Consider the following 22,202-nt stretch of genomic DNA (forward strand, 5'->3'; position numbering starts at 1 on the left):
TGTGATTGTTCGAATAACAGGTTTAGGAGATTTGAACCATTACCAAGCAGGTGATGCGCTGCTATCGCTGTTAGAACCAGTTGTCTTTATATCAGGATACTTGCGTTGGTAGCGCGGTAACATTGACTCGTTTCCTAAGATGCCCCCTTGATGAATATAGATAATGGTTTTGGTTGGGTTATCTGCCTGCCATTGTTCTAAACATTGCCACATTAATGGGTCATAAAGCAGATCAAACTCAATGTCAGTTTGCTCCTGAAGATCTAGCCATGTCTGATAGTCTTGCTTATACAGTTTACCAAAGTGATGCTTCTTCGGGAGAGGCAATATCTGTGGATGTTCGGTTTCGCCAAGCTCATTGAATTGCTGCGTTAGGTAGTCACTTCCACCGACACAAGCGCAAGTGAGCACTGGGATATTGTGTAACTTTAGATGCTTATGAAGATAAAGTGCAGTGCTGCCAGTCCCTGCGGGTAGTGCCACAACAAATTCGTATTGGTTTTCAAAGCGCGTCCAGCTCAGTATTTCCATTGCCAGTTGCTTCACGCCATATTCGGAAAGTTGAGAGCGACCACCCTCTGGTAACACGATGCACTGTGAGTCTGGTTGTCTCACTTGATCAATATACTGTTGTGGATGAAGTTCTGAGCCTGTTTCTTTAACTGGAATGACTTTAGCGCCGAGGTCGATGGCACCACGGTAATTGCCGATTGGGCGCTCTTGTAACCATTGAGGTAGATGGTCGACGTAAAACTCCAGCGTCCAACCTTTAATCTTTGCCAATGCCGCGAGTGAGAACAGAGAGTTCGCTTGCGCTGAGCCGTAGCTGATTAGGGTGGTGATATCCGGATGATCGTCTTCTAGCAGCTTCATGAACTTGCGGGCTTTATTGCCACAAAAGTGGGAGTGCAGCTGGTCATCACGCTTTAAGAAAAAGGTGTGGTCGTTGTATTGATGCTGAGTTACAGGGCTATTATTTAGTTTCATCGCACTTAGTAAAAATGCTGACTAAAAAGCCAGCATTTTAAAATCAAATTGGACTAACGAGTATCTAGTAGGTTATTGCCTCTGTAAACCAACTACATCAAGTTTTCACTCGATATTGAGACCAATAGATATTAATGAATACCAATCGCTCTAAAAGGTGATTTGAGCCGTGCATCCACCGCAACTTCGGTTAAACAGTTTGAAGTCCCAGTGATAGCGTTGACACAGGTCGTCGACAATCAATAGCCCTAAACCGTGGCCGTTAGGGTTGTATTGATCTTGTAGGCCTTCGCCTTGGTCTTCAATCGTGATGCTGTTTTGAGACAGAGTAATGGTCACAGTGCCGAGATTAGTTGCCGCAATAGCGTTTCTTAGCAGGTTGCCAATCAACATGTTCATGATAGCGCTGGTGGCTTGAATGGTTGGCTCTGACTCAACGATTAACGATATCTCGACCTCTTTTTCAGAGGCCTGCGACGTGCTTTTTGAGACAATCGCTTCTAGTTCTTGTTGGCTAAATAAGCGTAGTGGTGCGTCGTCACTGTTTCTTTCATATCGCACGAGGCCAAGCAAGGCATCGACCATCTCAGACATCTGCACGATGGCGTCATCAATACGTTCAACCTGACGGGATTGAAACTCGGTCGTTTCACTTCGGATCAGCAGTTTATTGGCACCACGTGCAACCGTTAATGGTGTTCTCAATTCATGACTTGCATAGCGTGCAAAGGCTTGCTCACGTTTAACGAGAGAGTTGATTTCACGTCGATATTGATTGAGTTGGTCGGTCAGTTGGCGAAATTCAACAGCAGCGTCATCAGTGACGCCAAACTCTTGATTGAGATTATTTGATTCAAGCTGTTCAGAGAGCGAGTTGAAAGGTTCGATAAGTCGTTTAGATAATCGATAAAGTAGAGCACCAAAACTAAAGATTAAAATTGAGAGTAAGGTTAGTACAAAGGTGGTGGCGTACACCAACTCAGAGACTTCAAACTCAACGCGATCTATTTCGGAAAGCAGGATAATGGGATAGGTTTTACCTTGATCTGTGTACTCTCCGACATAGACCATGCGCGAGTCTGGCTCTTCACCAACTTCACCAAGGAAGTTCTCTTTACCTTTGATAAGCTTGTAGTAGTCGGCAGGTATGAGCGCTGGATCGTTATAGGCGATGGTCAGTTCATCAATTCTTAGCTCGCCACTCTCACCCGCTTGAAACAAGCCAACAGCGTAATTGCGGTCAATCAGGATTCGTCTTTCACCAACTCTGTCCTCAGACAGATACAGTGCCGCGATGAACACCACATAGACGAATGCCGATACAATCACGGCCATTAAGCCAAAGAACAATGCCAATCGGCCTGTCAGGGTTTTTGTACTAGTGAGAACATTGAGAATCAATTGGAAGACTCCAGGCGGAATCCAACCTTAGGAACGGTAATCAGCATCTGGGTATCAAAGGGCTTATCGAGTTGATTACGCAGTTGGTATATGTGACTGCGTAATACATCGTTATTCGGCTCGTCTTCTTCCCATAGCTTGTACGAGATATCTTCACGCGTAACCACTTCAGGTGCATTCTGGCACAGCATTTCAAGAATAGTATAGGTGGTTGGGTTGAGTGCAAGCAGCTTGTCTTGGCGGTAAGCTTTGCGGGTTTTCTGGTCGATGGTGAGCTCGTCAAATTGAAGCTTAGAAGAAGCCACTTTTCCACGGTAACGGCGCACCAGTGCATTCATTCTTGCTTCTAGAATATCTAAGTCAAAGGGCTTGGTGAGATAGTCATCCGCACCGTGGTCAAAGCCTTTCAACATGTCTTCACGGCTATCGAGTGCAGTCAGCATCAGGATCGGTGTTGCGTTACCTTGGTCTCGCAGTTTGTTGCAAACCGTTAGGCCGTCCATTCTCGGCAACATGAGATCTAAAATAATGATATCAAATGAGTTTTCCATTGCGAGTTGCAGTCCAAGCTCTCCGTTGTCTGCATAATCGAGTTCCATCCCAATACACTCAAAATAATCAAACAATACACCTGCAATTTCACGGTTATCTTCGACTAATAGAACTCGTTTCATTTTGATTCTCATACAGAAATAGACAGTAACATTATCCTGGGCGAGCGTGAAAAATATGTCAATAACATAACTTTCACTTATGGGCGCGTAAATTGGCTTCAGATTAAAAAATAGAAGAACGTATCATGTCTGAACTTCATATTAGCCGACCTAAAGTGTCCCCTTCGCAGATTCACCCTGCGATATCTTTGTCTATCATTGTGCCTTTTTATAATGAACAAGAGGTGCTGGAAGAGTTTCATTCGCGCCTAACCAAGGTGTTAGATAGCTTGCCGATTACCAGTGAGATTGTTTATGTCGATGATGGCAGTAAAGATAACAGCTTAGACGTGGTGAGCTCATTTACCTCTATTAATAGTTCTATTTCTGTGATTGGACTGAGCCGCAACTTCGGAAAAGAGTCGGCGATGAGTGCTGGCTTAGAGCATTGTCGCGGGCAAGCGGTGATCTTATTAGATGCAGACTTGCAAGATCCTCCTGAGTTAATTCCTCAAATGATTGCCAAATGGCGTGAAGGCTATGACGTGGTCAACATGCAACGTCGCCAACGTGATGGAGAAACTTGGTTTAAGAAGTTCTCAGCGGTGAGCTTTTATAAAGTGATGAATGCGGCTGCCAAGATTGACGTTCCTGAGAATGTGGGGGATTTCCGACTTCTGAGCCGTGAAGTTGTCGACCATATAAACCAACTTCCAGAACGTAATCGTTATATGAAAGGCATTTTCTCTTGGCCGGGTTTTCGCCAAGCGACTATTCAGTTTAATCGCGATGCACGTTTCTGCGGTGAGACTAAGTGGAACTACCTCAAGCTGATCGGGTTGGCAATGGATGGTATTACGTCATTCTCGATTCGACCGCTGCGTATTGCGACGGCAGTAGGTGGTTTAGTCGCACTGAGCGCATTTATCTACGGCGTCATTATTGTCTTCAAAACCATGATGTTTGGTGAGCCAATCACAGGCTACCCATCGATGATGGTGGTTCAACTTGCCCTCGGTGGCATTCAACTTCTGAGTATCGGTTTAATGGGGGAATACATAGGTCGTATCTTCATTGAAACCAAGAATCGTCCTTTGTATTTGATCCAATCTGTGGTTGATACACCCGCATTAAAAACACACTTTAAACTAGAGGAATCGGCATGAGCCTGAATAGAACGCACCTATGGTATTTACTGGCTTTTGCACTGGTTCTAAGGCTTTTATCCCTAGCGACATATCCGCTAATGGATACCACGGAAGCACGTTATGGCGAAATGGCCCGATTGATGATCGAAACGGGAAATTGGTTAACCCCACAATTCGATTACGGCATTCCTTTCTGGGGTAAGCCTCCAATGTTTACTTGGATGAGTGCGGCTGGTATTCAGCTATTTGGTCTGAATGAATTTGCGGTTCGTGCACCCCATTGGTTAGCTGGTGTCGCGACGATTCTATTGACCGCGTATATGGCAAAACGAGTGGGCCAGAGCGCTTTAGTTACTGCTGTTGTATTGGCAACATGTGGAATCTTCTCGATTGCTGCTGGCGCTGTAATGACTGATATGGCGTTAACCTTGTCTATGACGATTGCGATGTTAGGTTTCTATTTGTGTTGGCAGGGAGAAGGAAGCGATAAGACCAATAGAAATTGGGGATATATCGGTTTTATTGGCTTGGCACTAGGCTTACTTGCAAAAGGTCCTGTTGCGATTGTTATCATGGGTATCGCGGTTTTCCCTTGGCTAGTTTTACAACACGGGTTTATTGGCGCTTTCAAAGTTCTTTGGCAACGTTTCCCGCTGTTGTCTGGTATCGGTGTCATGTTAGCTATTGCGTTGCCGTGGTACATCATGGCTGAGATCGCGACACCAGGGTTTATTGATTACTTCATCGTTGGTGAACATTTCAAACGCTTTGTAGTAAGCGGCTGGGAAGGGGATCTTTATGGTTCTGCTCATGATGAAACGCGAGGTATGATCTGGGTATTCTGGATTCAAGCCGCCGCGCCTTGGTCGATTGTTTTACCTGTTTTAGCGTTCGCTCGTCGCAGCAAAATCACTCAAATTAACGCTGAAAATCGTGGACTGTTTTCATTTCTGGTGTGTTGGTTAATCTCACCTCTAATTCTATTCACCATGGCAGGTAACATTCTTCCTGCTTACGTGTTACCAGGTATTCCTGCTCTTGGTTTGTTGGTTGCTATACTCGTAGTGGAAAAAGATAAGAAGTGGTTCTCCAGCGTGGCTTTGGTTCTACCAGTGTTGCTGATGATTGCGATGGTTTACCTAAACCTAGGTAAGGCAAACGAGAAAAGTGACCGTATCATCTTTGAACAGATTACGGATTCTGCGCCAAGCTTCTATGTGGGTAAGCGACCATTCTCCGGTCAGTTTTATAGCCACGGGCAAGCAAAGAAACTGCTCGATATCGAGCAACTAGATGGCATCGACAAGTTCTACTTGATTGGTAAAAGGGCAGAAGTAGAAACCAAGATAAAAGAAAATGCGCTGACCTGTATTTTAGAACCAACGGTTAAAATAAAGCGTGCTTTATTCACTTGTCATAGCCAAAACATCAAACCCAATCTGTCGTTGAGCCACATCCGAAGTGAAAGTGATGTTCAGCGTTAACTCAGGACTGCAAATGGTCAACAACAAGCTTCAGGCACACAGTCAAAAGCTCCAATCCCATCATAAGATGGTTCGATTTGCTGTGGTTGGTGCTGGTGGGTTTGTTGTTGATTGTGCGGTATTTGCGTTGCTGCATTACATTGTTGGTTTGCCTTTAATGACGGCGAGAATAGGCTCGTTCATTGCTGCTGCAACGACAACGTGGTTTGGTAATCGCGTGCTGACTTTTGGGTTCAAGGGGCAGGGTTGTTGGTCTGATAAACTGATTCAGTGGCAAAAATTCATGTTCTCCGCATCGATATCAGCGGTACCTAACCTACTTTGCTTTAAGTTGATGGTAGAACTACTGCCAGTGTTTACTGGCGCTGTCTTTATCGCAATGGCAGTTGGTATCTTGGTCGGTATGGTGACTAACTACCTATTTAGTCAATATTGGGTCTTTACTCGTTAAACTCTTTGTAATCATATAGCCAAGTGAAACCTTGATTAGTCATGTATAACAGACATTAAAAAGCGCAGCTAATTAGCTGCGCTTTGTGTTTTTGTGTTCGCTAATGGTATCGGCTTACAAGATTAGCGTTGTGCGGCACGCTGACGGCTCTTTCCGTTACCTGCTGGTTTTCCACCTTGGCCATTACCACCTTTATTGCGGTTTGGTTTGCCATTGCCTTGCGATTGACCGCCCGGTCCTTTTTTGATGAAGCCCGTTGTTGGCTTACGAGAGTTTCCATTGCCGCCACCGTTACCTTGGCCACCATTGCTATTACCGTTAGGCTTCTTGCCACCTGGCTTAGGCTTGTTGCCACCAGATTTAGAGTGGTTACGTGGCTTCTCGCCGCCTAGACCTGGTTGAGATTTGCTGTGCTTAGTAGCAAAACGTTGTGAGCCGTGACGACCAGACTTGCGACGCTGCGCTGGTGTTTGAGCATCAAAGTCATCCTCAGGAACCAAGCAACCTGGTTTATCACCAATGAGGTGTTTTTTACCCATGTCGATCAGCGCTTCACGAATCAGTTTCCAGTTCTCTGGATCGTGGTAGCGAAGCAGTGCTTTATGCAGACGACGTTGACGGTCACCTTTTGGCACAGGAATATCTTCACGTTTTTTGTACTTAACGCGTTTCAGAGGGTTTGTCTCTGAGTAGTACATCGACGTTGCGTTACACATTGGCGATGGGTAGAAGTTCTGTACTTGGTCACACTCGTAGTTGTGCTTTTTCAGCCACAATGCCAGGTTAAGCATGTCTTCATCTTCTGTGCCCGGGTGAGCTGAGATGAAGTAAGGAATTAGGTACTGTTTTTTACCGGCTTCAGCGCTGTACTTCTCGAACATCTCTTTGAAACGATCGTAAGTGCCCATACCCGGTTTCATCATCAGATCCAGAGGGCCTTTTTCAGTATGCTCTGGAGCAATCTTCAGATAGCCACCTACGTGGTGCGTTACAAGCTCACGCACGTATTCTGGTGATTCAATCGCCAAGTCGTAACGAACACCAGAAGCGATCATGATCTTCTTAACGCCTGGTACTTTTCTCGCTGAACGGTACAGGTCGATGGTGTGTTTGTGGTCTGTGTTTAGTTTCTCACAGATTTTCGGGAACACACACGATGGGCGACGACAGTTCACTTCTGCTTTCGGGTCTGAACAACCTAAACGATACATGTTCGCCGTAGGGCCGCCCAAGTCAGAAATAGTACCAGTAAAGCCAGGTACTTTATCTTTGATGTCTTCGATCTCATCCAAGATAGATTCTTTCGAACGGTTCTGGATGATACGACCTTCGTGCTCTGTGATTGAACAGAAAGAACAACCACCAAAACAACCACGCATGATGTTCACCGAAGTTTTGATCATCTCGTAGGCTGGAATTTTTGCTTTGCCGTACATCGGGTGAGGCACACGCTTGTAAGCAAGACCGAACACGTAATCCATCTCTTCTGTAGCTAGAGGGATTGGTGCTTGGTTAACCCAAAGCTCGCGGTCACCGTGACGTTGAATCAAAGCACGACCTGAATACGGGTTTGTCTCTAGGTGTAAGATACGGCTTGCGTGAGCGTAAAGGATACGGTCGTTGTTAAGCTTTTCAAACGCTGGAATACGTACTGCTGTCGTCTTCGCATCGTGACGAGAAGGACGAATCGTAATTGGCTGCGCTTTTGGTTCTTCGTCTTTTTTGGTATCGCATTGCGTTTCCACTTCGTACGGGTTTACTGGTACGTAAGCTTTGTTCGGCTTTTCGATACGAGAAGAGTCGATGATCTTGTAACCTTCAGGTGCAGCAGGCAGATTGATCGCCGTACCACGAATGTTTGTTAGGCTAGAGATATCTTCGCCATCAGCAAGGCGGTGTGCTACTTCTACTAGAGCACGCTCTGCGTTACCAAATAGTAGGATGTCCGCTTTTGCATCAAACAGTACAGAGCGACGAACTTTATCCGACCAGTAATCATAGTGTGCTACACGACGTAAGCTCGCTTCGATACCACCCAATACGATAGGTGTGCCTTTGTAGGCTTCACGACAACGCTGAGAGTAAACCAGAGTTGCACGATCAGGACGCTTACCACCTTCGTTATTTGGTGTGTACGCATCATCGTGACGTAATTTGCGATCAGAGGTGTAGCGGTTGATCATGGAGTCCATGTTGCCCGCAGTGATGCCGAAGAATAGGTTAGGTTTGCCTAGCTTCATGAAGGCATCTTTATTGTCCCACTTTGGCTGAGCGATGATGCCCACGCGGAAACCTTGAGCTTCAAGAAGACGGCCGATGATAGCCATACCAAAGCTCGGGTGATCAACATAAGCGTCACCAGTTACGATAATAATGTCACAGCTATCCCATCCAAGAGCATCCATCTCCTTTCTACTGGTAGGCAAAAAGGGTGCTGTTCCGTAGCACTCGGCCCAGTATTTTTTGTGTTCGTGAATAGGAGTGATATCGCTGTACATATTTCGACCTCTGATTTTTGAGGCGGGAATTATAGCGGCATGCGCCCTGACTAGCCAGAAGAACATGCCCCTGTTAGTTTTGGCGTCTTTCGTCATTTTGCTGATAAAAACCACAAAAGAGCCAACCAACAGCATAGTTGAAGCCTTGAATAACGTCGCTAATTTGTGATTTTGATTAGTGTTCGCAGCAGTTTTTGATATTATTCGCGAAAATAAGTCTAGATAAGTAGATCCACAATGGTCGAAACATTATTACTGCAATTTGCTCCGATGTTATTAGGAGCTCAACTGATCTTAACTCTGATCCTGGTAAAGGGTGATATTTGCCCTGGGCAACGTGGTCGTATCCACAAAATGCTACCAGCGATTGGCGTACTTTGGTTAGCCGTGGCTTCAGTCAAGGTCGAAGCGTTTCTTGTCGTGTTCGCAATCTTTTATTTCTATTCTCAAGTTCAGACTAAGAAAACACGTGATTCGGGCCCGATTTGGGTGATGTATTTAGCGTGTGGTTTAGCGCTGTCTTATGTTGCTATTCAAGCATTTGAACAACCAACGGTGGTCGGCATTATTGCGACATTACTGTTGGTGGTTTTGTTAGGTGCGGCGTTTGCTCATCTATTGCTGACTATCGCAAGAACGCGCTTACAAGCGTTTCACCGTGTTTTGCCAGTTGTAGGTGTATTAACAGGAATGTTGGTAGTACTAGCGACGGTTGTGAACGTTTACTCACTTTCTGAAGCTCAGTTAGAACCTGTTATCTCAGCATTGTTGTTCAGCTTCGCACTACTTATCTCTTCAATCGTGGTGTGGTGTTGGCACCTACTGTTTGTTAAAACGCCAGAGAAGGTGCAACTTACGGTGTCACTACTGATGTTGTTAGCCGCTGTCGTTGGCCTAACACCAATTTGGGCACTGTAAGCATTTCTGTGAATTAAGAAGTGTGATCTGTTTTTTAGCGTGGGGCGATTAAGCGTTCTAAACTTAATTCTAGTCAGAGTGTTCGTAAGGAGTACGAGATGGATTTAAGTAACGTCAAAAGCCTAGATAGTATTATCTTGCTGGGAATAGTGAATGAAAAGCTGCGCTTAGAGTGTGACAGTTTTGAAGAACTGATTAGCATGTATGAAATGGATATAGAAAGTGTCGTAGGTAAGCTAGACATGCTCGGCTATCAATACGATCCACTGACGAACCAATTTAAATCATACGCAAGATAATCTATGTTTCGCGAATGAACAGGTATCGCTAAATCAATGCTGCGGAATCTAAAAAGTCACAGGTAATCTGTGACTTTTTTGTTTTTGTACTTTTGTATAGCTCTAATAGTTTATATAGCTAAACAACTTCAATTCCATCCAGGTGGCTCTTACTCTGCTGCCTTGCCGTGCTGAAGAATGCTTGCAGGTAACGCTTGTCTTTCTCTGAATTTCTCACCGCAGCAAACAGTCTTCTTGAAAGTCCTTTACCCAGCGGCTTACTAGCAATCAGCCCTTGTCTTGAAAACTCACTGATTGCCCAGTTTGGTAAGGCTGCAACTCCTAACCCGGCTGATACCATTTGCACTAACATCAAGGTGTTGTCTGCTTGCTTCCATTTCTTCGGTTCAATACCTGCAGGTTGCAAGAAGTGTTTCACCACATCTAAACGCTGTTTTTGAACTGGGTACGATAGCATCGTGAGATCGCTAAGATCTTGTGGATCAATGCTTGGCTTCTCAGCCAAAGGTGAGTTAATTGCTGTGATCAATCGCATCTCGAAATCGAAAAGTGGCTCATAGTGGATCTCAGAGCGAGGCTGAATATCTGAGGTGATCACTAGGTCCAACTCGCCAGCCATTAACGCAGGTAGGGGCTCAAAGCCAAAACCGGACGAGAAATCGAGAGTCACGCTTGGCCAAGCAACTTGATACTCCTTCAGAGCAGGCATTAACCATTGAAAACATGAGTGACACTCGATCGCCATGTGCAGGCGACCATTCACGTCCTCCTTCAGACTCGCGAGTTCATTCTCTGCTTTGGCGATTCTTGGTTGAATCTCATCAGCGAGTTTTAGCAAGATCTCACCCTCTGAGGTGAACTTTACAGGCCGAGTTTTGCGTAGGAACAACTGCCCACCAATACGCGCCTCTAGGTCCTTCAATTGATGAGAAAGCGCCGACTGAGTCAGGTGAAGAGAGGTTGCTGTTGCGGTGAGTGAACCGCTGTCTCTTAAGGTCGTCAATGTTCGCAGATGTTTAAGCTCTATCATGAGTTTTCCTCATATTCCCTAAGCTAATTCAATATTTCTTAATAATCACCCTACGGGGTTTTTTATCATTTGTAAACGTCTAGATGTCCAGATGGATTTGATTAAATTAATCTCAGACTGCTTGATGATGAATATTTTTAATAAACAAGATGAATATTTGGACGTTGTTCATGGAGCTGATTCGGTAGATAGTTTAGCCATCCAGACGCCTTTTTGAGAAGGCGCAATTTTCAACAGGCAGTCTGAAAAGATACTAATAATTATTGAATAAGGAATCGGCTCATGACGACAACAACGCATATTCTTGGCTACCCACGTATCGGTGAAAAACGCGAACTCAAATTCACACTAGAGAAATACTGGCGTGGGGAAATTGATCAATCTGAACTCAAACAACTAGGCAGCGAGCTGAGAAATCGTAACTGGAATGTACAAGCTGATGCGAATCTTAGCTTTGCAACTGCGGGTGACTTCGCATGGTACGACCATGTACTGACAACGACTTTACTTTTAGGGCACGCCCCCAAGCGTCATGCTGGTGGTAGCGAAGAGGAGAAAGCTTTCCCTGATTTAGATACCTTGTTCCGAGTGGGGCGCGGGCAATCACAAGTTGAAGCCGCTTGTTGTGGTGGGAAACATGCTTCTGAAGGCACAAAAGACAGCGCTGCAGCGTCAGACATGACTAAGTGGTTCAATACCAACTATCACTACATCGTTCCTGAGTTCAGTAAAGATGACTCATTTGAGGTGAGCTGGCCTCAATTGTTCGATGAAGTGAATGAAGCCGTTCAAGCAGGGCATAAGGTGAAACCTGTCCTTCTTGGCCCACTTTCTTACTTGTACTTAGGGAAAGAGGTGGAAGAGGGATTTGATCGCTTAACCCTATTGCCTCGCTTGTTAACAGCCTATCAAGCGATTTTGGCTAAGCTAGCCAAGTTGGGAGTTGAGTGGGTTCAAATCGATGAGCCAATTCTTGCCCTTGAGCTTGAAAAACAATGGGCCGATTCATTCAAACTAGCTTATCAAGTCATTCAAGGTGATGTGAAATTGCTGTTAACCACGTACTTCGACTCGGTGACAGACACCTTAGATAAAATCGTCAAACTGCCTGTTAACGGATTGCACATCGATCTAGCTGCAGCGCCACAGCAGCTTGATGAAGTCGTAAGTCAATTGCCAGAAGGGTGGGTGCTGTCTGCCGGCATCATTAATGGACGCAATGTCTGGCGAGCAGATTTGGCTACTCAGCTTGAGTTACTGCGACCAGTGAAAGAGAGGCTAGGCGATAAGCTGTGGGTGGCAAGTTCATGTTCGCTGCTTCATAGTCCCGTTGATTTAGAGTTAGAAGATTCACTCAGCGAAGAAGTGAAGAGCTGGTTTGCTTTCGCTAAACAGAAAGTCACAGAGGTTAGCTTGTTGGGTGCGGCGCTAGACGGCGATCAAAATGCCATTTTAGCGTGTGAGACTTATAGCCAGCCGATTGTGGCTCGCAAGAGTGCAACCCATGTTAATAAGCCACAGGTACAGGCTCGCCTCAACACGATTACTAAAGCACTAGCTGACCGTAGTGCTCCTTACCCAGAGCGAGCAGCACATCAGTCGGAAGTTTTAGGTTTACCATTACTGCCAACGACTACGATTGGCTCTTTCCCACAGACTGGTGAGATACGTGTTCAGCGCAGCGCTTATCGCAGCGGGAAGTTGAGTGAAGCGGAATACACGACTGCACTAAAAGGTCATATCGCAGATGCGGTGAAGCGCCAAGAAGCACTCGATTTGGATGTGTTGGTACACGGTGAAGCGGAACGCAACGACATGGTGGAGTACTTTGCAGAGAACTTAGCTGGCTTTCAAACAACAAAGTTTGGATGGGTACAAAGCTACGGCTCTCGCTGCGTGAAACCTGCGATTGTGGTAGCGGACATTGAACGTGAAAAACCGATGACGGTTGAGTGGTCGACTTATGCGCAATCACTGACATCTAAGCAGATGAAAGGCATGTTAACGGGCCCGGTCACTATTTTGTGTTGGACGTTCCCGCGTGAGGATATCTCGCGTAAAGAGATCACTAATCAGTTGGCATTTGCGCTGCGTGATGAAGTGTCTGATTTGCAAGATGCAGGGATCAACATTATTCAAATTGATGAACCTGCTATTCGTGAAGGTCTGCCTCTGAAAAAACGCGACCATGCAGAATACTTAGAGTGGGCGGTTGATGCCTTTAAGATCTCCGCGGCGAGTGCTAAACCAGAGACTCAGATTCACACTCATATGTGTTATAGCGAGTTCAATGAAATTATCGACTCAGTTGCCGCATTAGACGCTGATGTGATTACTATTGAGACGTCTCGTTCGAATATGGAACTGCTTAAAGCGTTTGAAGAGTTTAACTACCCGAATGCGATTGGCCCAGGTGTTTATGATATTCATTCACCAAACATCCCATCACAAGAGTGGATTATTAGCCTGCTTAAGAAAGCGGCGGGAAAAATACCAGCTGAACGCTTATGGGCAAACCCAGATTGTGGTCTTAAAACTCGTAATTGGGCGGAGACGGAAGCGGCATTGACTAATCTTGTTTCAGCAACCAAAACACTACGCAAAGAGTGGGAATCTGTTGAGGCATAGTTCAGTCTAGGATTTTGATTGTTCAATAAAATAAAGGCCTCGTAAATGCGAGGCCTTCTAGTTTTATATTTGGTCGAATCTTGAATCTAGCTGTCGGTCTGACACGTATCTTTGCTGATAAGCTTCTCGACCATCAGTTGTCCGCGTGTATTGCGAATCTTGATGTTGTAAGCCAAGCCCATATCTAGGTTTGCTCTTACCTCTGAGTTGGTGCAGTAGCTATTCACACTCATATCGACAACTTGGTTTAAAGGCTTAGCACCTTTAGCATCTTGGTTGTAAATCATCATGATTTCGATCACGGTGTTTTTTGCCAGCACTCGCATAACAGACAGTGGGCCATACTCAATTGGCAGGCCTGCAGATAACACGCCAGCACGGTGCTGCGCCATCATCTCGAGTTGTCTTTGTTGGTCTTGCTCACTTGAAGCACAGCCTGCAAGCAGAACTGCCGCCAGTGAGCTAATAATCCATTTTTTCACGTTAAAATACTTTCTTGAATGGTTTTACGATGACATTTTGGTAGACGCCTGCATCAATGTACGGGTCTGCGTCTGCCCACGCCTGCGCGTCTTCTAAAGAGTTAAACTCAGCGATTACCGTTGAACCTGTGAAACCAGTTTCGCCTGGGTTATCTGAATCAATCGCTGGCATTGGGCCTGCTGTTAATAGTCGGCCTTCATCGTGAAGTGTTTGTAGGCGTTCTAGGTGTTGTGGGCGAACACTGAGGCGTTTTTCTAATGAATTTTCGACATCTTGAGAGAAAATCACGTACCACATATTGGTATATCCTTATTTTACTTCACTGAATTGGGGAGATTATAAAATAGCTATCTTGCTAATTTACGCGAACTAATTGGTATTGGAAGAGCTAATGATAAGAAATTGTGAATTGGTGCGAGAGACTTGTATGGTCTTTAGTAATTCCATTGATTAAAACTAAAGACCATTGCCGTAGTTAAAAGGTTATTTCTTAATGGTTCGAGGCTTGCCACTTTCATCTACGGCTACGTAGTTGAATGTTGCACCACATACCTTGTAGCGGTCGCCAATGCCGTGATCCAGTACCGGCTTCACCCAAACCTCCAAGTCGATATTCATCGAGCTACGACCAATTTTAGTGCAATCGCCATAAACACATACCACGTCACCAACGGATACAGGTTGCTTGAATTCAATGCTCGATACTGACACGGTAACTATCTTGCCGTTAGAGATCTCTTTTGCCAAGATGCCGCCCGCTAGGTCGAGCTGAGACATTATCCAACCACCGAAGATTTGACCTGCTGCATTGGTATCAGAAGGCATCGCTAATGTGCGAAGAAGTAGGGAACCAATTGGGTTCAAAGTTGATTGAATCGTCATTGTTGTACTCTTGGTGGTATTGATTATCTAAATAAAAACAGAAGTGTTGGTGAAGCGCATTTGCAAACGAGCGCAATGAACAACAGAGATCAGATAGCCAATGATTTAGTGCGATTTACATTAAATAATAGGCTTTATTTTGACCAGTTTCCGCAACACAAAAAAGCCAACGGCCAATGATCACGAGTATCATTGGCCGCTAGGTATAGCATATTGACAAGAATTGTAACAAAAACGGAATGAGGACTCACCCCTTGGGGTTACTTCTCGTCAGTATTTTTATCAGTTAGCTCTTGTTGCTCTTTTTGGAGCTGTTGCTCTTTTGGTAAATGCTTATAGATGTAGACACCCGTAAGCAGCGTGAATAGTAATGTCGCTATTAGCAGGCCAAACACCTTGAAGTTAACCCACACATCTAATGGTAGGTTAAAAGCAACATAGACGTTGATGATTGCGCATAGAGTGAAGAAGAGTGTCCATGCCCAGTTGATCTTGCCCCACACCGCATCCGGAAGTGTAATTTCTTTGCCCAACATGCCTTTAATCGCAGGTTTCCCCATTAGGTGGCTTGCGGTTAGGCCAATAGCAAATAAGGTATAAACGATAGTGACTTTCCATTTAATGAAGTTGTCGTCGTGTAAGAAGATGGTCATTCCACCAAATACCGCGACCATCAGAAACGTTATCACCTGCATTTTTTCTACTTTTTTGTAGATGAAGTACGTCAAAACGATTTGAAGTGCAGAAGCGACAATCAATGCCCCGGTAGCAGTATAGATGTCGTACATCTTGTAGAGCGCGAAGAAAATGATGAGAGGGATGAAATCAAGAATCTGTTTCATGTGGACTGAATATCCGGTTAGTTGAGTTACCGACAGTCTAACCAAAATTGCCTCGATGCTAAATAGCTCGAGACAATTGGGTACTAAACTGACGATGTTTGGCTGAAATTCAACGGGTTGGTGTTGTTTGATAACGAGGAATTAGCTTTTTGATGTCTTCGAGGTAGCCTTCACTTTTTAGGTTATCTAAGGTGTTTTCTAATTCTTGTTCACTCATCGCGAAACAGGTTGATTTTCCTGTCGTAAGGTCAAGATACTCATGATATTCGCGTTCAGTAAAGTGGCCAACTCTGTCCATTAATAGGGTTTTAATTCCGTGGTGAATCAAGCCGTAATACGTGTGTCTTTGTAAGGTCATAGCCTATCCTCCGTGACAAGCTGCAGTGATAAGAAGTGATGCAACCTGCTGTATATTGGTTGGGTTATCTATGACAAAGCAAATCAAATGCCATTTTGTCTAGTTTTCCGGAACATTTCCCGTGCCAAATTGAAATAATCACTTTTTCAATTAGTTAAATGACTCTGTTCTCTGTTCCCACTGATTCAATACGTAGCTGCTGGGTAATAGTTTTATTTTGAGAGGCAATTTTCGCCTTCATTTTGAGAATTAATGTGCTGTTGTTGAGTCAAACAGTTTCGTTTCCATACTGAAAAGCGTTTGTTTTATGGGGGTTAGGCTTGGTGATTAGACAATTGAAGTTGAATTCATGCGAAAGCCGGAGAGTTTCAATTTGAGAAACTTATGAAGCTAGAAAAGCTTTTATATCGGTATGCGAAAACTCTTGCTGCTCGGGTGTGCGGTTAGCTTATTAAACAGTATCCATATTTTGTTTAACGCTACTTGCTGAATGGCTGTGAACTTGACGTTATAAAGTACGCTGCTGCTATAACGTCAGGTTTATCATGTACCGTATCTTTTTCTTTCAGTTATTTTCTTTGATTACATTGGTGTTTTTCGCATCACAAAAAGCACAAGCTAATGAATCAATTCAACTAGGAATTCAAACCTCAGATTTTGCTCCTTATGCTCAATCGCAACAAGGAGAGGTTTCGGGTTTATTGCCGGACTTAGTTGATTTCTACGTGAAAGATGGACTTGATAGTGTTGAGTTTGTTGGTTACCAGTCACCGTCTGAGCTCAACAATATGCTAAAAACGGGTGACGTGGACGCCATTATTACTGCAGAGCAAAATGTTTCAAGTGGTGGTGTTATCTACTCGAAACCGATCTTGTCGAGCCGAATGATCAGTTTGAGCAGTGAACCTATTGAGAGTCATTTGCTCATGAAAGGGCGCAAGCTTGCTTACTTTGAAAACTCAAGCAATGCATCGTCTGTGAAGTCCTTACTTCCATTTTCTTCATTTGAATCATATTCATCATATCAGGATGCGATAGCTGCTGTTGCGCGTGAGAAAGTGCTCGCAATTGTGGATGATGGCGTACTGTTACACAGTAAGCTGATGAATAGCCCCTATGATGCATCGCTGTCTGTGAATTTACATGATGGCTTGCCTCTGAATAACTACGTTATTGCTCTACTTGATACTCCTGAAAATAGGAAGCTATTGAACATCATCAATACTTCAATTAACCAAGATAAGCCTAATCAAATCGTTAGTATTCATAAGAAATGGTTAAACGAAATACAAAGGCGTCTATTACTGGTTGTTAGTAAAAATAAGTTGTTATTGACGGAAAAGGAGCAGCAATACCTAACACTGAACCCCAATATCTATGTGTCGTACATTCGAGACTCCAAGCCTATTTCATTTGTGAACAGTGAAGGGCAGCCTGATGGTATCTCTATTGATATCTTGAATGAGATCTCTCGACTTACGGGGCTAAATTTCATTTTTGAAAATGACTTCGGTATCGAAGGAAACGACTTACATACGGTTTCTCTACCCCTTATCCACACTAAAGCGACTCCTTTTGCTGGTGTGGACGATCGTCACCTTTACTCGAAACCTTTTATGGTTGAGCCGTGGGCGCTAATTGGTAAAAGCGACAGTAACAAGGTCGATGTGTTTGGTGAGCTTTCCCAGAACGCGATTATCGGTACTACTGACGATAGCGTTGGCGCCCAATTGGCCAAGCGTTATTGCGAAGCTTGCCCAATAAAAAAGTATGACTCGGTTGAGCAAGTATTAGAGGCGGTTGATAAAGGGCAAGTTGATTCTGCAATGCTCTCTTTATATCTCGCATCTCCACTGCTTCAAGGACAGTATTCAGGCTACTTGCGAGTAATTAGCCTGTTGTCAAAAGATAATGATGTTCCTGTCGCTTACAGCGTGGAAGCTAATCAAGAGATATTAGGAAACATCATCAATAAAGCGCTTTTTGCGATTCCACATCATAAATTCCAGCAAATTAAAAAGAATTGGTTAGATGTTTCTTACGAATCTGGAGTTGACACTAAAGATGTGATTCTGGGTGCTGCCATTCTTATTTCTGTCGCATCCGTTCTTATCATGGCGATCATGGCATGGAGCTGGAAATTAAGCCGTGAGGTTGAGGACCGCAAGCGTGCTGAGTCTGCGTTGAAGCATCAAGTCGAGTTTGAGCGTTCACTACTCAACGCAATGCCGTTTCCAATTGTGGTACGTGATCTAGAAAACCAACTTGTGAGTTTCAACAGTGTGGCTAGGGCGCTTAAGGATTTTGACTTAATAGAAGAAGCAATCATTAACAATCCAGACGAAGACGCCATGATCCACAAAGGGAATGTTTTGCCTCGTTTGGAAAAAGAGGTGGTTTCGCCATTTGGCAGTAAGCACTATGCATATTGGAAGTGTCCGTACATTTCCAATGGAAGTATCGAAGGTTCAGTAACGATTCTCGATGATTTGACTGAGTTGTATGAAGCGAAAAAAATTGCTAAAAGTGCGGATGACCGCGTCCAAAAACTCGCGAACAATTTACACGGTGCGGTGATACAACATATCCAGCCTAAGCGAAGCTTACATGATATCGAGTTCGTGTTTATCAGTAATGGGATCGAAGAACTTCTTGGGCTGACGCCATCTCAACTACGCCGATCTCCAACGAGCTTCTTTACGCCGTTAAATGCGAAAGATCGCCGTACTCTTATTCGAAAAATACGTTGTGGCAACAAAGATGGAAAGTTGAGTCTGGATATTGGCGTCAATATCGATAACCAGAATCGCTGGCTTAACTTACAAAGCAAAATATCCGATCGTGGTCATTACTACGAATGGGACTCTGTACTGACGGATATTACCGAGCTAAAGCAGCAGCAAGAAGAGCTCACTCAGGCAAGGCAGAGTGCGATTGCTGCAACAGAAGCGAAATCGAGATTTCTGGCTAACATGAGTCATGAGATCCGAACGCCTCTTGGTGGCATTGTGAGTTTGTTAGAGCTTTCTGAGCAGTATGAAGTGGGTCATGAAGTACAAAAGATTCATACAACGCTAAGCCAGTCCGCTAATAACTTATTGCACATCGTTAACGACATCCTTGATTTCTCTAAAATTGAGGCAGGTAAGCTGACTTTGGATTACCAGCCTGCAAGTCTGGATACCTTGACTCTTAGAGTCACTCAACTGCAAGCAAGGCAGGCGCACGCCAAAGGGTTGCAGTTCAAATTCTGGCTAGACCCTGAGTTAAAAGACTCGGTACTGATGGACGACATCCGTCTCGGCCAAGTACTGAACAACTTGTTGAGCAATGCGATTAAATTTACTGAGCATGGAACCGTTGGCTTAACGACGAAGTTAGTCAGTCAAAACGATGGCCAACAACAAGTCTGTTTTGAAGTTTTCGATAGCGGAATCGGCATTAGCGAAGAGCATATTCGAAATCTATTTAGACCGTTCGTGCAGGCCGATGAAGGTACCACGAGAAAGTACGGTGGCTCTGGCCTTGGGTTGACTATCTCAAAGCAATTGATAGAGCAAATGGGCGGGACGCTGAACGTGACAAGTAAGGTGAACTTAGGCTCAACATTTACTATCTCAGTACCTCTAACATCACTTGATGATAACCAACATCAAGACATGACAGGTAAAGTCGCTTTGCTCACCAAAACCTTCATGCAGCATCAAGAGTTGGAGAGCTACCTGGCATCTTGGGGTATTAAGGTAATTACAAAGAGCGTGCAAACCACGAAAGAGCTAGCGCATTGGGTAGAGACCATTGAGCCTGGTTTTGTGTTCGTCCCTCATGAGCTTGCGCAGAGTATTGATTCTCCTGACGAGAGCGTGAATTTTATCTGTCTAAGCGAACATGGAATGCTTTCACCTGCACCTTGTAAGTTAGGTTGGAATTTATCGGCGAACCCATTACTGCCTTCACAGCTAAGATACTGCTTAAGCAATAATCCAACCTTTATCGAAGAAGTCGTAAAGGAAGAAAACAACTTACGATTAAGCACTGAATCACGCGAATCGGCGATGGAAAATAATAGGCTGATACTGATTGCGGAAGATCATCCAATCAACCAACAGATCATTATTAAGCAGATCGAGCAGCTAGGTTTTCATGCCGATATGGTGGACAACGGTAGAGAAGCGCTAGCGGCGCTCGATAAACAGGACTATGGCTTACTTATCACAGACTGTCATATGCCTGAGGTGGATGGCTATGAGCTAACGAAACAGATTCGATCGAAAGAGCAAAGTCAGAATATACCTCGATTGCCTATCATTGCACTGACAGCAAACGCTGTTAAGGGTGAAAACGACAAATGTTTTGAGATTGGTATGGATGACTTTTTGTCTAAACCTACCAAGCTAAAAGTGATTGGTGACACGATCAATAAGCATCTTATGAAAGGCACACCGGCTTTTAGCCAGTTAGCGATCAACGATGCGAGCGTTGAACCTAGCCTTGCGCCCATTGATATTCAAAACCTAATGGAGTTATTTGGGGATCAGGACCTTATCGATCAGATCATCAAGGATTTTATTCAGAGCCACTGCTCAGACTTGCCTTTGTTACTCGCTGCATGTGAGAGCGAGAGCCTCGATGAGATCAAACAAGTTGCCCATAAAATGAAAGGTGCAGCGAAGATGGTTGGCAGTACCGAGATGGCTGACCAACTGCAACAGTTAGAAGATGCCTCTGCAAACCAAAGAGGTGGGTACTTAGAGTATTTCCATGAAGTGGAGCGACTAACGCAGAAGTTACAAAGCTTCTACTCCACGTATGCTCAATAGGCTGAGGGAACACTATGGATCAAAATATTGTTGTAATCGAAGACCACCCCTTTCAGTTGAATGTCATGACCATGGTATTGAACAGCTTGAGTGTCGGTAAGGTTTATTCTTTCGAGTGTGGGTGTAAGGCGTTAGACCACATTGAACAGTCTTCGGTCGACCTAATATTGTGTGACCTCAATATGCCAATGATAGATGGAATCGAATTGCTAAAACGGTTAGCTAATTTGAACTTCAAGGGCAATATCATCATAACGAGTGCTGAAAACCAAACCGTGCTCGATGCCGCTAGTAAAATGTGTAAGGCATTTAATCTCAATTTATTGGGTGTGTTAGAAAAGCCGATTGATCGTTCCCGGCTACTAGAGTTGGTAAGTAGGGATACTAAAAAACCAGAGTCGGCTTCAAGATCAAATCGAGATATCGTGATCACTGATGAGGACATCGTAAAGGCTGTCGAGAACCATGAGATGGTTTTGCACTATCAACCCATCGTCTGTATTCACACGGGAGAATGGAAGGAGAGTGAATCTCTAATTCGCTGGCAACATCCCCATTATGGTGTTCTCAGTCCATTTTTCTTTTTGACGCGTCTCATTGATTCAGGGTTAATGCTGAATGTATTGAAGCAGTTACTTGAGCAAGCGATTAACGATCAACGCTTCCTATGTAGCCGCAGGTTTGTTTTGAACTTAACAGCGAAAGATATGATTGACGGTGAAATTGTCGATCATATCTTTAAGCTTATCGATAACGGTAGGTTAGATGTTGAGCAGATCAAGCTAGAGTTAACGGAGTCCGACCTAGTTGAAAGTGTTGCGCTTGCTTTAGCGTCTACAACAAGGATATGTATGCGTGGTATTCCGCTCGCGATTGACGATTTCGGAACGGGTTACTCCTCACTGAAACAACTCGAGGACCTGCCATTTTCTGCTTTGAAACTGGATATCGACTTCGTTAAAAACATCCAGCAAAGCCGCTCTAGTCGAGCAATTGTGAGAGCTTCACTTTACCTCGCTAAATTATTGGATTTAACGACTGTAGCAGAGGGTATTGAAGATATATCAATTTGGAAAGATATACGTTCAATGAGTAATAAAGACACACTAGCTCAAGGGTATTTTATTGCACGTCCAATGCCAGCTGATCAACTGCCTGAGTGGAAAAGTAGCTGGGAAAAGAAAATAACCGAGTTCAATTTACTGGCGTAGGGATAATAGGGGAGCCATTTAAACATAAAGTGATATTTGTTTAGTGAATGTGTTCACCGATAAAAGTGAACTGGCGGTAACATAATTATCAATTTGCGCTAATTCAATA

Annotated in this window: 18 protein-coding genes; 8 read left to right on the forward strand and 10 right to left on the reverse strand. The window is 44.3% G+C overall.

All coding sequences use genetic code 11. The features are described 5' to 3' along the window. Window positions 1–39 precede the first annotated feature (39 nt). From L0991_03355 to L0991_03365, 3 genes are all read right to left on the reverse strand, one after another. Window positions 40–987: a 1-aminocyclopropane-1-carboxylate deaminase/D-cysteine desulfhydrase gene (locus L0991_03355; GenBank protein XGB63113.1), complete on the reverse strand. Its 948-nt coding sequence runs from the start codon at window positions 985–987 to the stop codon at window positions 40–42. 150 nt (window positions 988–1,137) lie between these two features. Further along, a complete protein-coding gene (locus tag L0991_03360) occupies window positions 1,138–2,388 on the reverse strand; it encodes a HAMP domain-containing histidine kinase (protein ID XGB63114.1) in 1,251 nt (416 codons plus the stop codon). Then, entirely contained in the window at window positions 2,385–3,062 is a 678-nt protein-coding gene (locus L0991_03365) for a response regulator transcription factor (protein XGB63115.1), read from the reverse strand. The genes L0991_03360 and L0991_03365 overlap by 4 nt, the downstream gene beginning before the upstream one ends. A gap of 125 nt (window positions 3,063–3,187) precedes the next feature. Between L0991_03365 and L0991_03370 the strand changes: the two genes are divergently transcribed. The 3 genes from L0991_03370 to L0991_03380 are packed head-to-tail and all read left to right on the forward strand — an operon-like array spanning window position 3,188 to window position 6,124. Beyond that, complete coding sequence (locus L0991_03370; protein ID XGB63116.1) at window positions 3,188–4,207, forward strand: glycosyltransferase family 2 protein; 1,020 nt, start codon at window positions 3,188–3,190, stop codon at window positions 4,205–4,207. Next, window positions 4,204–5,673: a glycosyltransferase family 39 protein gene (locus tag L0991_03375; protein XGB63117.1), complete on the forward strand. Its 1,470-nt coding sequence runs from the start codon at window positions 4,204–4,206 to the stop codon at window positions 5,671–5,673. The genes L0991_03370 and L0991_03375 overlap by 4 nt, the downstream gene beginning before the upstream one ends. Further along, complete coding sequence (locus L0991_03380; protein XGB63118.1) at window positions 5,660–6,124, forward strand: GtrA family protein; 465 nt, start codon at window positions 5,660–5,662, stop codon at window positions 6,122–6,124. The genes L0991_03375 and L0991_03380 overlap by 14 nt, the downstream gene beginning before the upstream one ends. Before the next feature lie 122 nt (window positions 6,125–6,246). Here L0991_03380 and L0991_03385 read toward each other — a convergent pair whose 3' ends face one another. Continuing rightward, entirely contained in the window at window positions 6,247–8,622 is a 2,376-nt protein-coding gene (locus tag L0991_03385) for a YgiQ family radical SAM protein (protein ID XGB63119.1), read from the reverse strand. Window positions 8,623–8,859: 237 nt separating this feature from the next. Here L0991_03385 and L0991_03390 point away from each other — a divergent pair, with 237 nt between their 5' ends. Both L0991_03390 and L0991_03395 read left to right on the forward strand, forming a co-directional pair. Further along, complete coding sequence (locus tag L0991_03390; GenBank protein ID XGB63120.1) at window positions 8,860–9,540, forward strand: hypothetical protein; 681 nt, start codon at window positions 8,860–8,862, stop codon at window positions 9,538–9,540. A gap of 98 nt (window positions 9,541–9,638) precedes the next feature. Then, window positions 9,639–9,839: a DUF4250 domain-containing protein gene (locus L0991_03395; GenBank protein ID XGB63121.1), complete on the forward strand. Its 201-nt coding sequence runs from the start codon at window positions 9,639–9,641 to the stop codon at window positions 9,837–9,839. Window positions 9,840–9,957: 118 nt separating this feature from the next. Here the strand turns inward: L0991_03395 and L0991_03400 are convergent, their stop codons facing one another. Beyond that, window positions 9,958–10,869 (reverse strand): LysR substrate-binding domain-containing protein, encoded by a 912-nt coding sequence (locus L0991_03400; protein XGB63122.1) that lies wholly within the window; start codon window positions 10,867–10,869, stop codon window positions 9,958–9,960. A gap of 282 nt (window positions 10,870–11,151) precedes the next feature. On the opposite strand from L0991_03400, the gene metE reads away from it, so the two are divergent. Beyond that, complete coding sequence (metE, locus tag L0991_03405) at window positions 11,152–13,497, forward strand: 5-methyltetrahydropteroyltriglutamate--homocysteine S-methyltransferase (protein XGB63123.1); 2,346 nt, start codon at window positions 11,152–11,154, stop codon at window positions 13,495–13,497. An 86-nt stretch (window positions 13,498–13,583) separates the two neighbouring features. Here metE and gspS2 read toward each other — a convergent pair whose 3' ends face one another. The 5 genes from gspS2 to L0991_03430 all read right to left on the reverse strand — a co-directional run bounded on the left by gspS2 (window position 13,584) and on the right by L0991_03430 (window position 16,062). Beyond that, a complete protein-coding gene (gspS2, locus tag L0991_03410; GenBank protein ID XGB63124.1) occupies window positions 13,584–13,979 on the reverse strand; it encodes a type II secretion system pilot lipoprotein GspS-beta in 396 nt (131 codons plus the stop codon). 1 nt (window position 13,980) lies between these two features. Next, window positions 13,981–14,277, reverse strand: a complete 297-nt coding sequence (locus tag L0991_03415; protein XGB63125.1) for a YciI family protein — start codon at window positions 14,275–14,277, stop codon at window positions 13,981–13,983. Window positions 14,278–14,463: 186 nt separating this feature from the next. Beyond that, window positions 14,464–14,862, reverse strand: coding sequence for an acyl-CoA thioester hydrolase YciA (gene yciA / locus L0991_03420; protein ID XGB63126.1), 399 nt, complete (start codon window positions 14,860–14,862; stop codon window positions 14,464–14,466). Between the two features lie 260 nt (window positions 14,863–15,122). Continuing rightward, the gene (locus tag L0991_03425; protein XGB63127.1) at window positions 15,123–15,704 is read right to left on the reverse strand and encodes a septation protein A; all 582 of its coding nucleotides are present in this window, start codon (window positions 15,702–15,704) and stop codon (window positions 15,123–15,125) included. A gap of 109 nt (window positions 15,705–15,813) precedes the next feature. Beyond that, window positions 15,814–16,062 (reverse strand): hypothetical protein, encoded by a 249-nt coding sequence (locus tag L0991_03430; GenBank protein XGB63128.1) that lies wholly within the window; start codon window positions 16,060–16,062, stop codon window positions 15,814–15,816. A gap of 545 nt (window positions 16,063–16,607) precedes the next feature. Here L0991_03430 and L0991_03435 point away from each other — a divergent pair. Both L0991_03435 and L0991_03440 read left to right on the forward strand, forming a co-directional pair. Next, window positions 16,608–20,882 carry a transporter substrate-binding domain-containing protein gene (locus tag L0991_03435; protein ID XGB63129.1) on the forward strand — a complete coding sequence of 1,425 codons (4,275 nt, stop codon included), beginning with the start codon at window positions 16,608–16,610 and terminating at the stop codon, window positions 20,880–20,882. A gap of 14 nt (window positions 20,883–20,896) precedes the next feature. Then, on the forward strand, window positions 20,897–22,093 hold the full coding sequence (locus L0991_03440) for an EAL domain-containing response regulator (protein ID XGB63130.1): 1,197 nt from the start codon (window positions 20,897–20,899) through the stop codon (window positions 22,091–22,093). The last annotated feature ends 109 nt before the right edge of the window (window positions 22,094–22,202 follow it).

It is taken from the genome of Vibrio chagasii (assembly GCA_041879415.1).
Lineage (GTDB): Bacteria > Pseudomonadota > Gammaproteobacteria > Enterobacterales > Vibrionaceae > Vibrio.

What these genes read in the sequence shown, in the direction of transcription:
- L0991_03355 (XGB63113.1), bottom strand. Translation starts at nt 987, where the DNA reads ATGAAACTAAATAATAGCCCTGTAACTCAGCATCAATACAACGACCAC.
- L0991_03365 (XGB63115.1), bottom strand. Translation starts at nt 3,062, where the DNA reads ATGAAACGAGTTCTATTAGTCGAAGATAACCGTGAAATTGCAGGTGTA.
- L0991_03370 (XGB63116.1), top strand. Translation starts at nt 3,188, where the DNA reads ATGTCTGAACTTCATATTAGCCGACCTAAAGTGTCCCCTTCGCAGATT.
- L0991_03375 (XGB63117.1), top strand. Translation starts at nt 4,204, where the DNA reads ATGAGCCTGAATAGAACGCACCTATGGTATTTACTGGCTTTTGCACTG.
- L0991_03380 (XGB63118.1), top strand. Translation starts at nt 5,660, where the DNA reads ATGTTCAGCGTTAACTCAGGACTGCAAATGGTCAACAACAAGCTTCAG.
- L0991_03385 (XGB63119.1), bottom strand. Translation starts at nt 8,622, where the DNA reads ATGTACAGCGATATCACTCCTATTCACGAACACAAAAAATACTGGGCC.
- L0991_03390 (XGB63120.1), top strand. Translation starts at nt 8,860, where the DNA reads ATGGTCGAAACATTATTACTGCAATTTGCTCCGATGTTATTAGGAGCT.
- L0991_03395 (XGB63121.1), top strand. Translation starts at nt 9,639, where the DNA reads ATGGATTTAAGTAACGTCAAAAGCCTAGATAGTATTATCTTGCTGGGA.
- L0991_03400 (XGB63122.1), bottom strand. Translation starts at nt 10,869, where the DNA reads ATGATAGAGCTTAAACATCTGCGAACATTGACGACCTTAAGAGACAGC.
- metE (XGB63123.1), top strand. Translation starts at nt 11,152, where the DNA reads ATGACGACAACAACGCATATTCTTGGCTACCCACGTATCGGTGAAAAA.
- L0991_03415 (XGB63125.1), bottom strand. Translation starts at nt 14,277, where the DNA reads ATGTGGTACGTGATTTTCTCTCAAGATGTCGAAAATTCATTAGAAAAA.
- yciA (XGB63126.1), bottom strand. Translation starts at nt 14,862, where the DNA reads ATGACGATTCAATCAACTTTGAACCCAATTGGTTCCCTACTTCTTCGC.
- L0991_03425 (XGB63127.1), bottom strand. Translation starts at nt 15,704, where the DNA reads ATGAAACAGATTCTTGATTTCATCCCTCTCATCATTTTCTTCGCGCTC.
- L0991_03430 (XGB63128.1), bottom strand. Translation starts at nt 16,062, where the DNA reads ATGACCTTACAAAGACACACGTATTACGGCTTGATTCACCACGGAATT.
- L0991_03435 (XGB63129.1), top strand. Translation starts at nt 16,608, where the DNA reads ATGTACCGTATCTTTTTCTTTCAGTTATTTTCTTTGATTACATTGGTG.
- L0991_03440 (XGB63130.1), top strand. Translation starts at nt 20,897, where the DNA reads ATGGATCAAAATATTGTTGTAATCGAAGACCACCCCTTTCAGTTGAAT.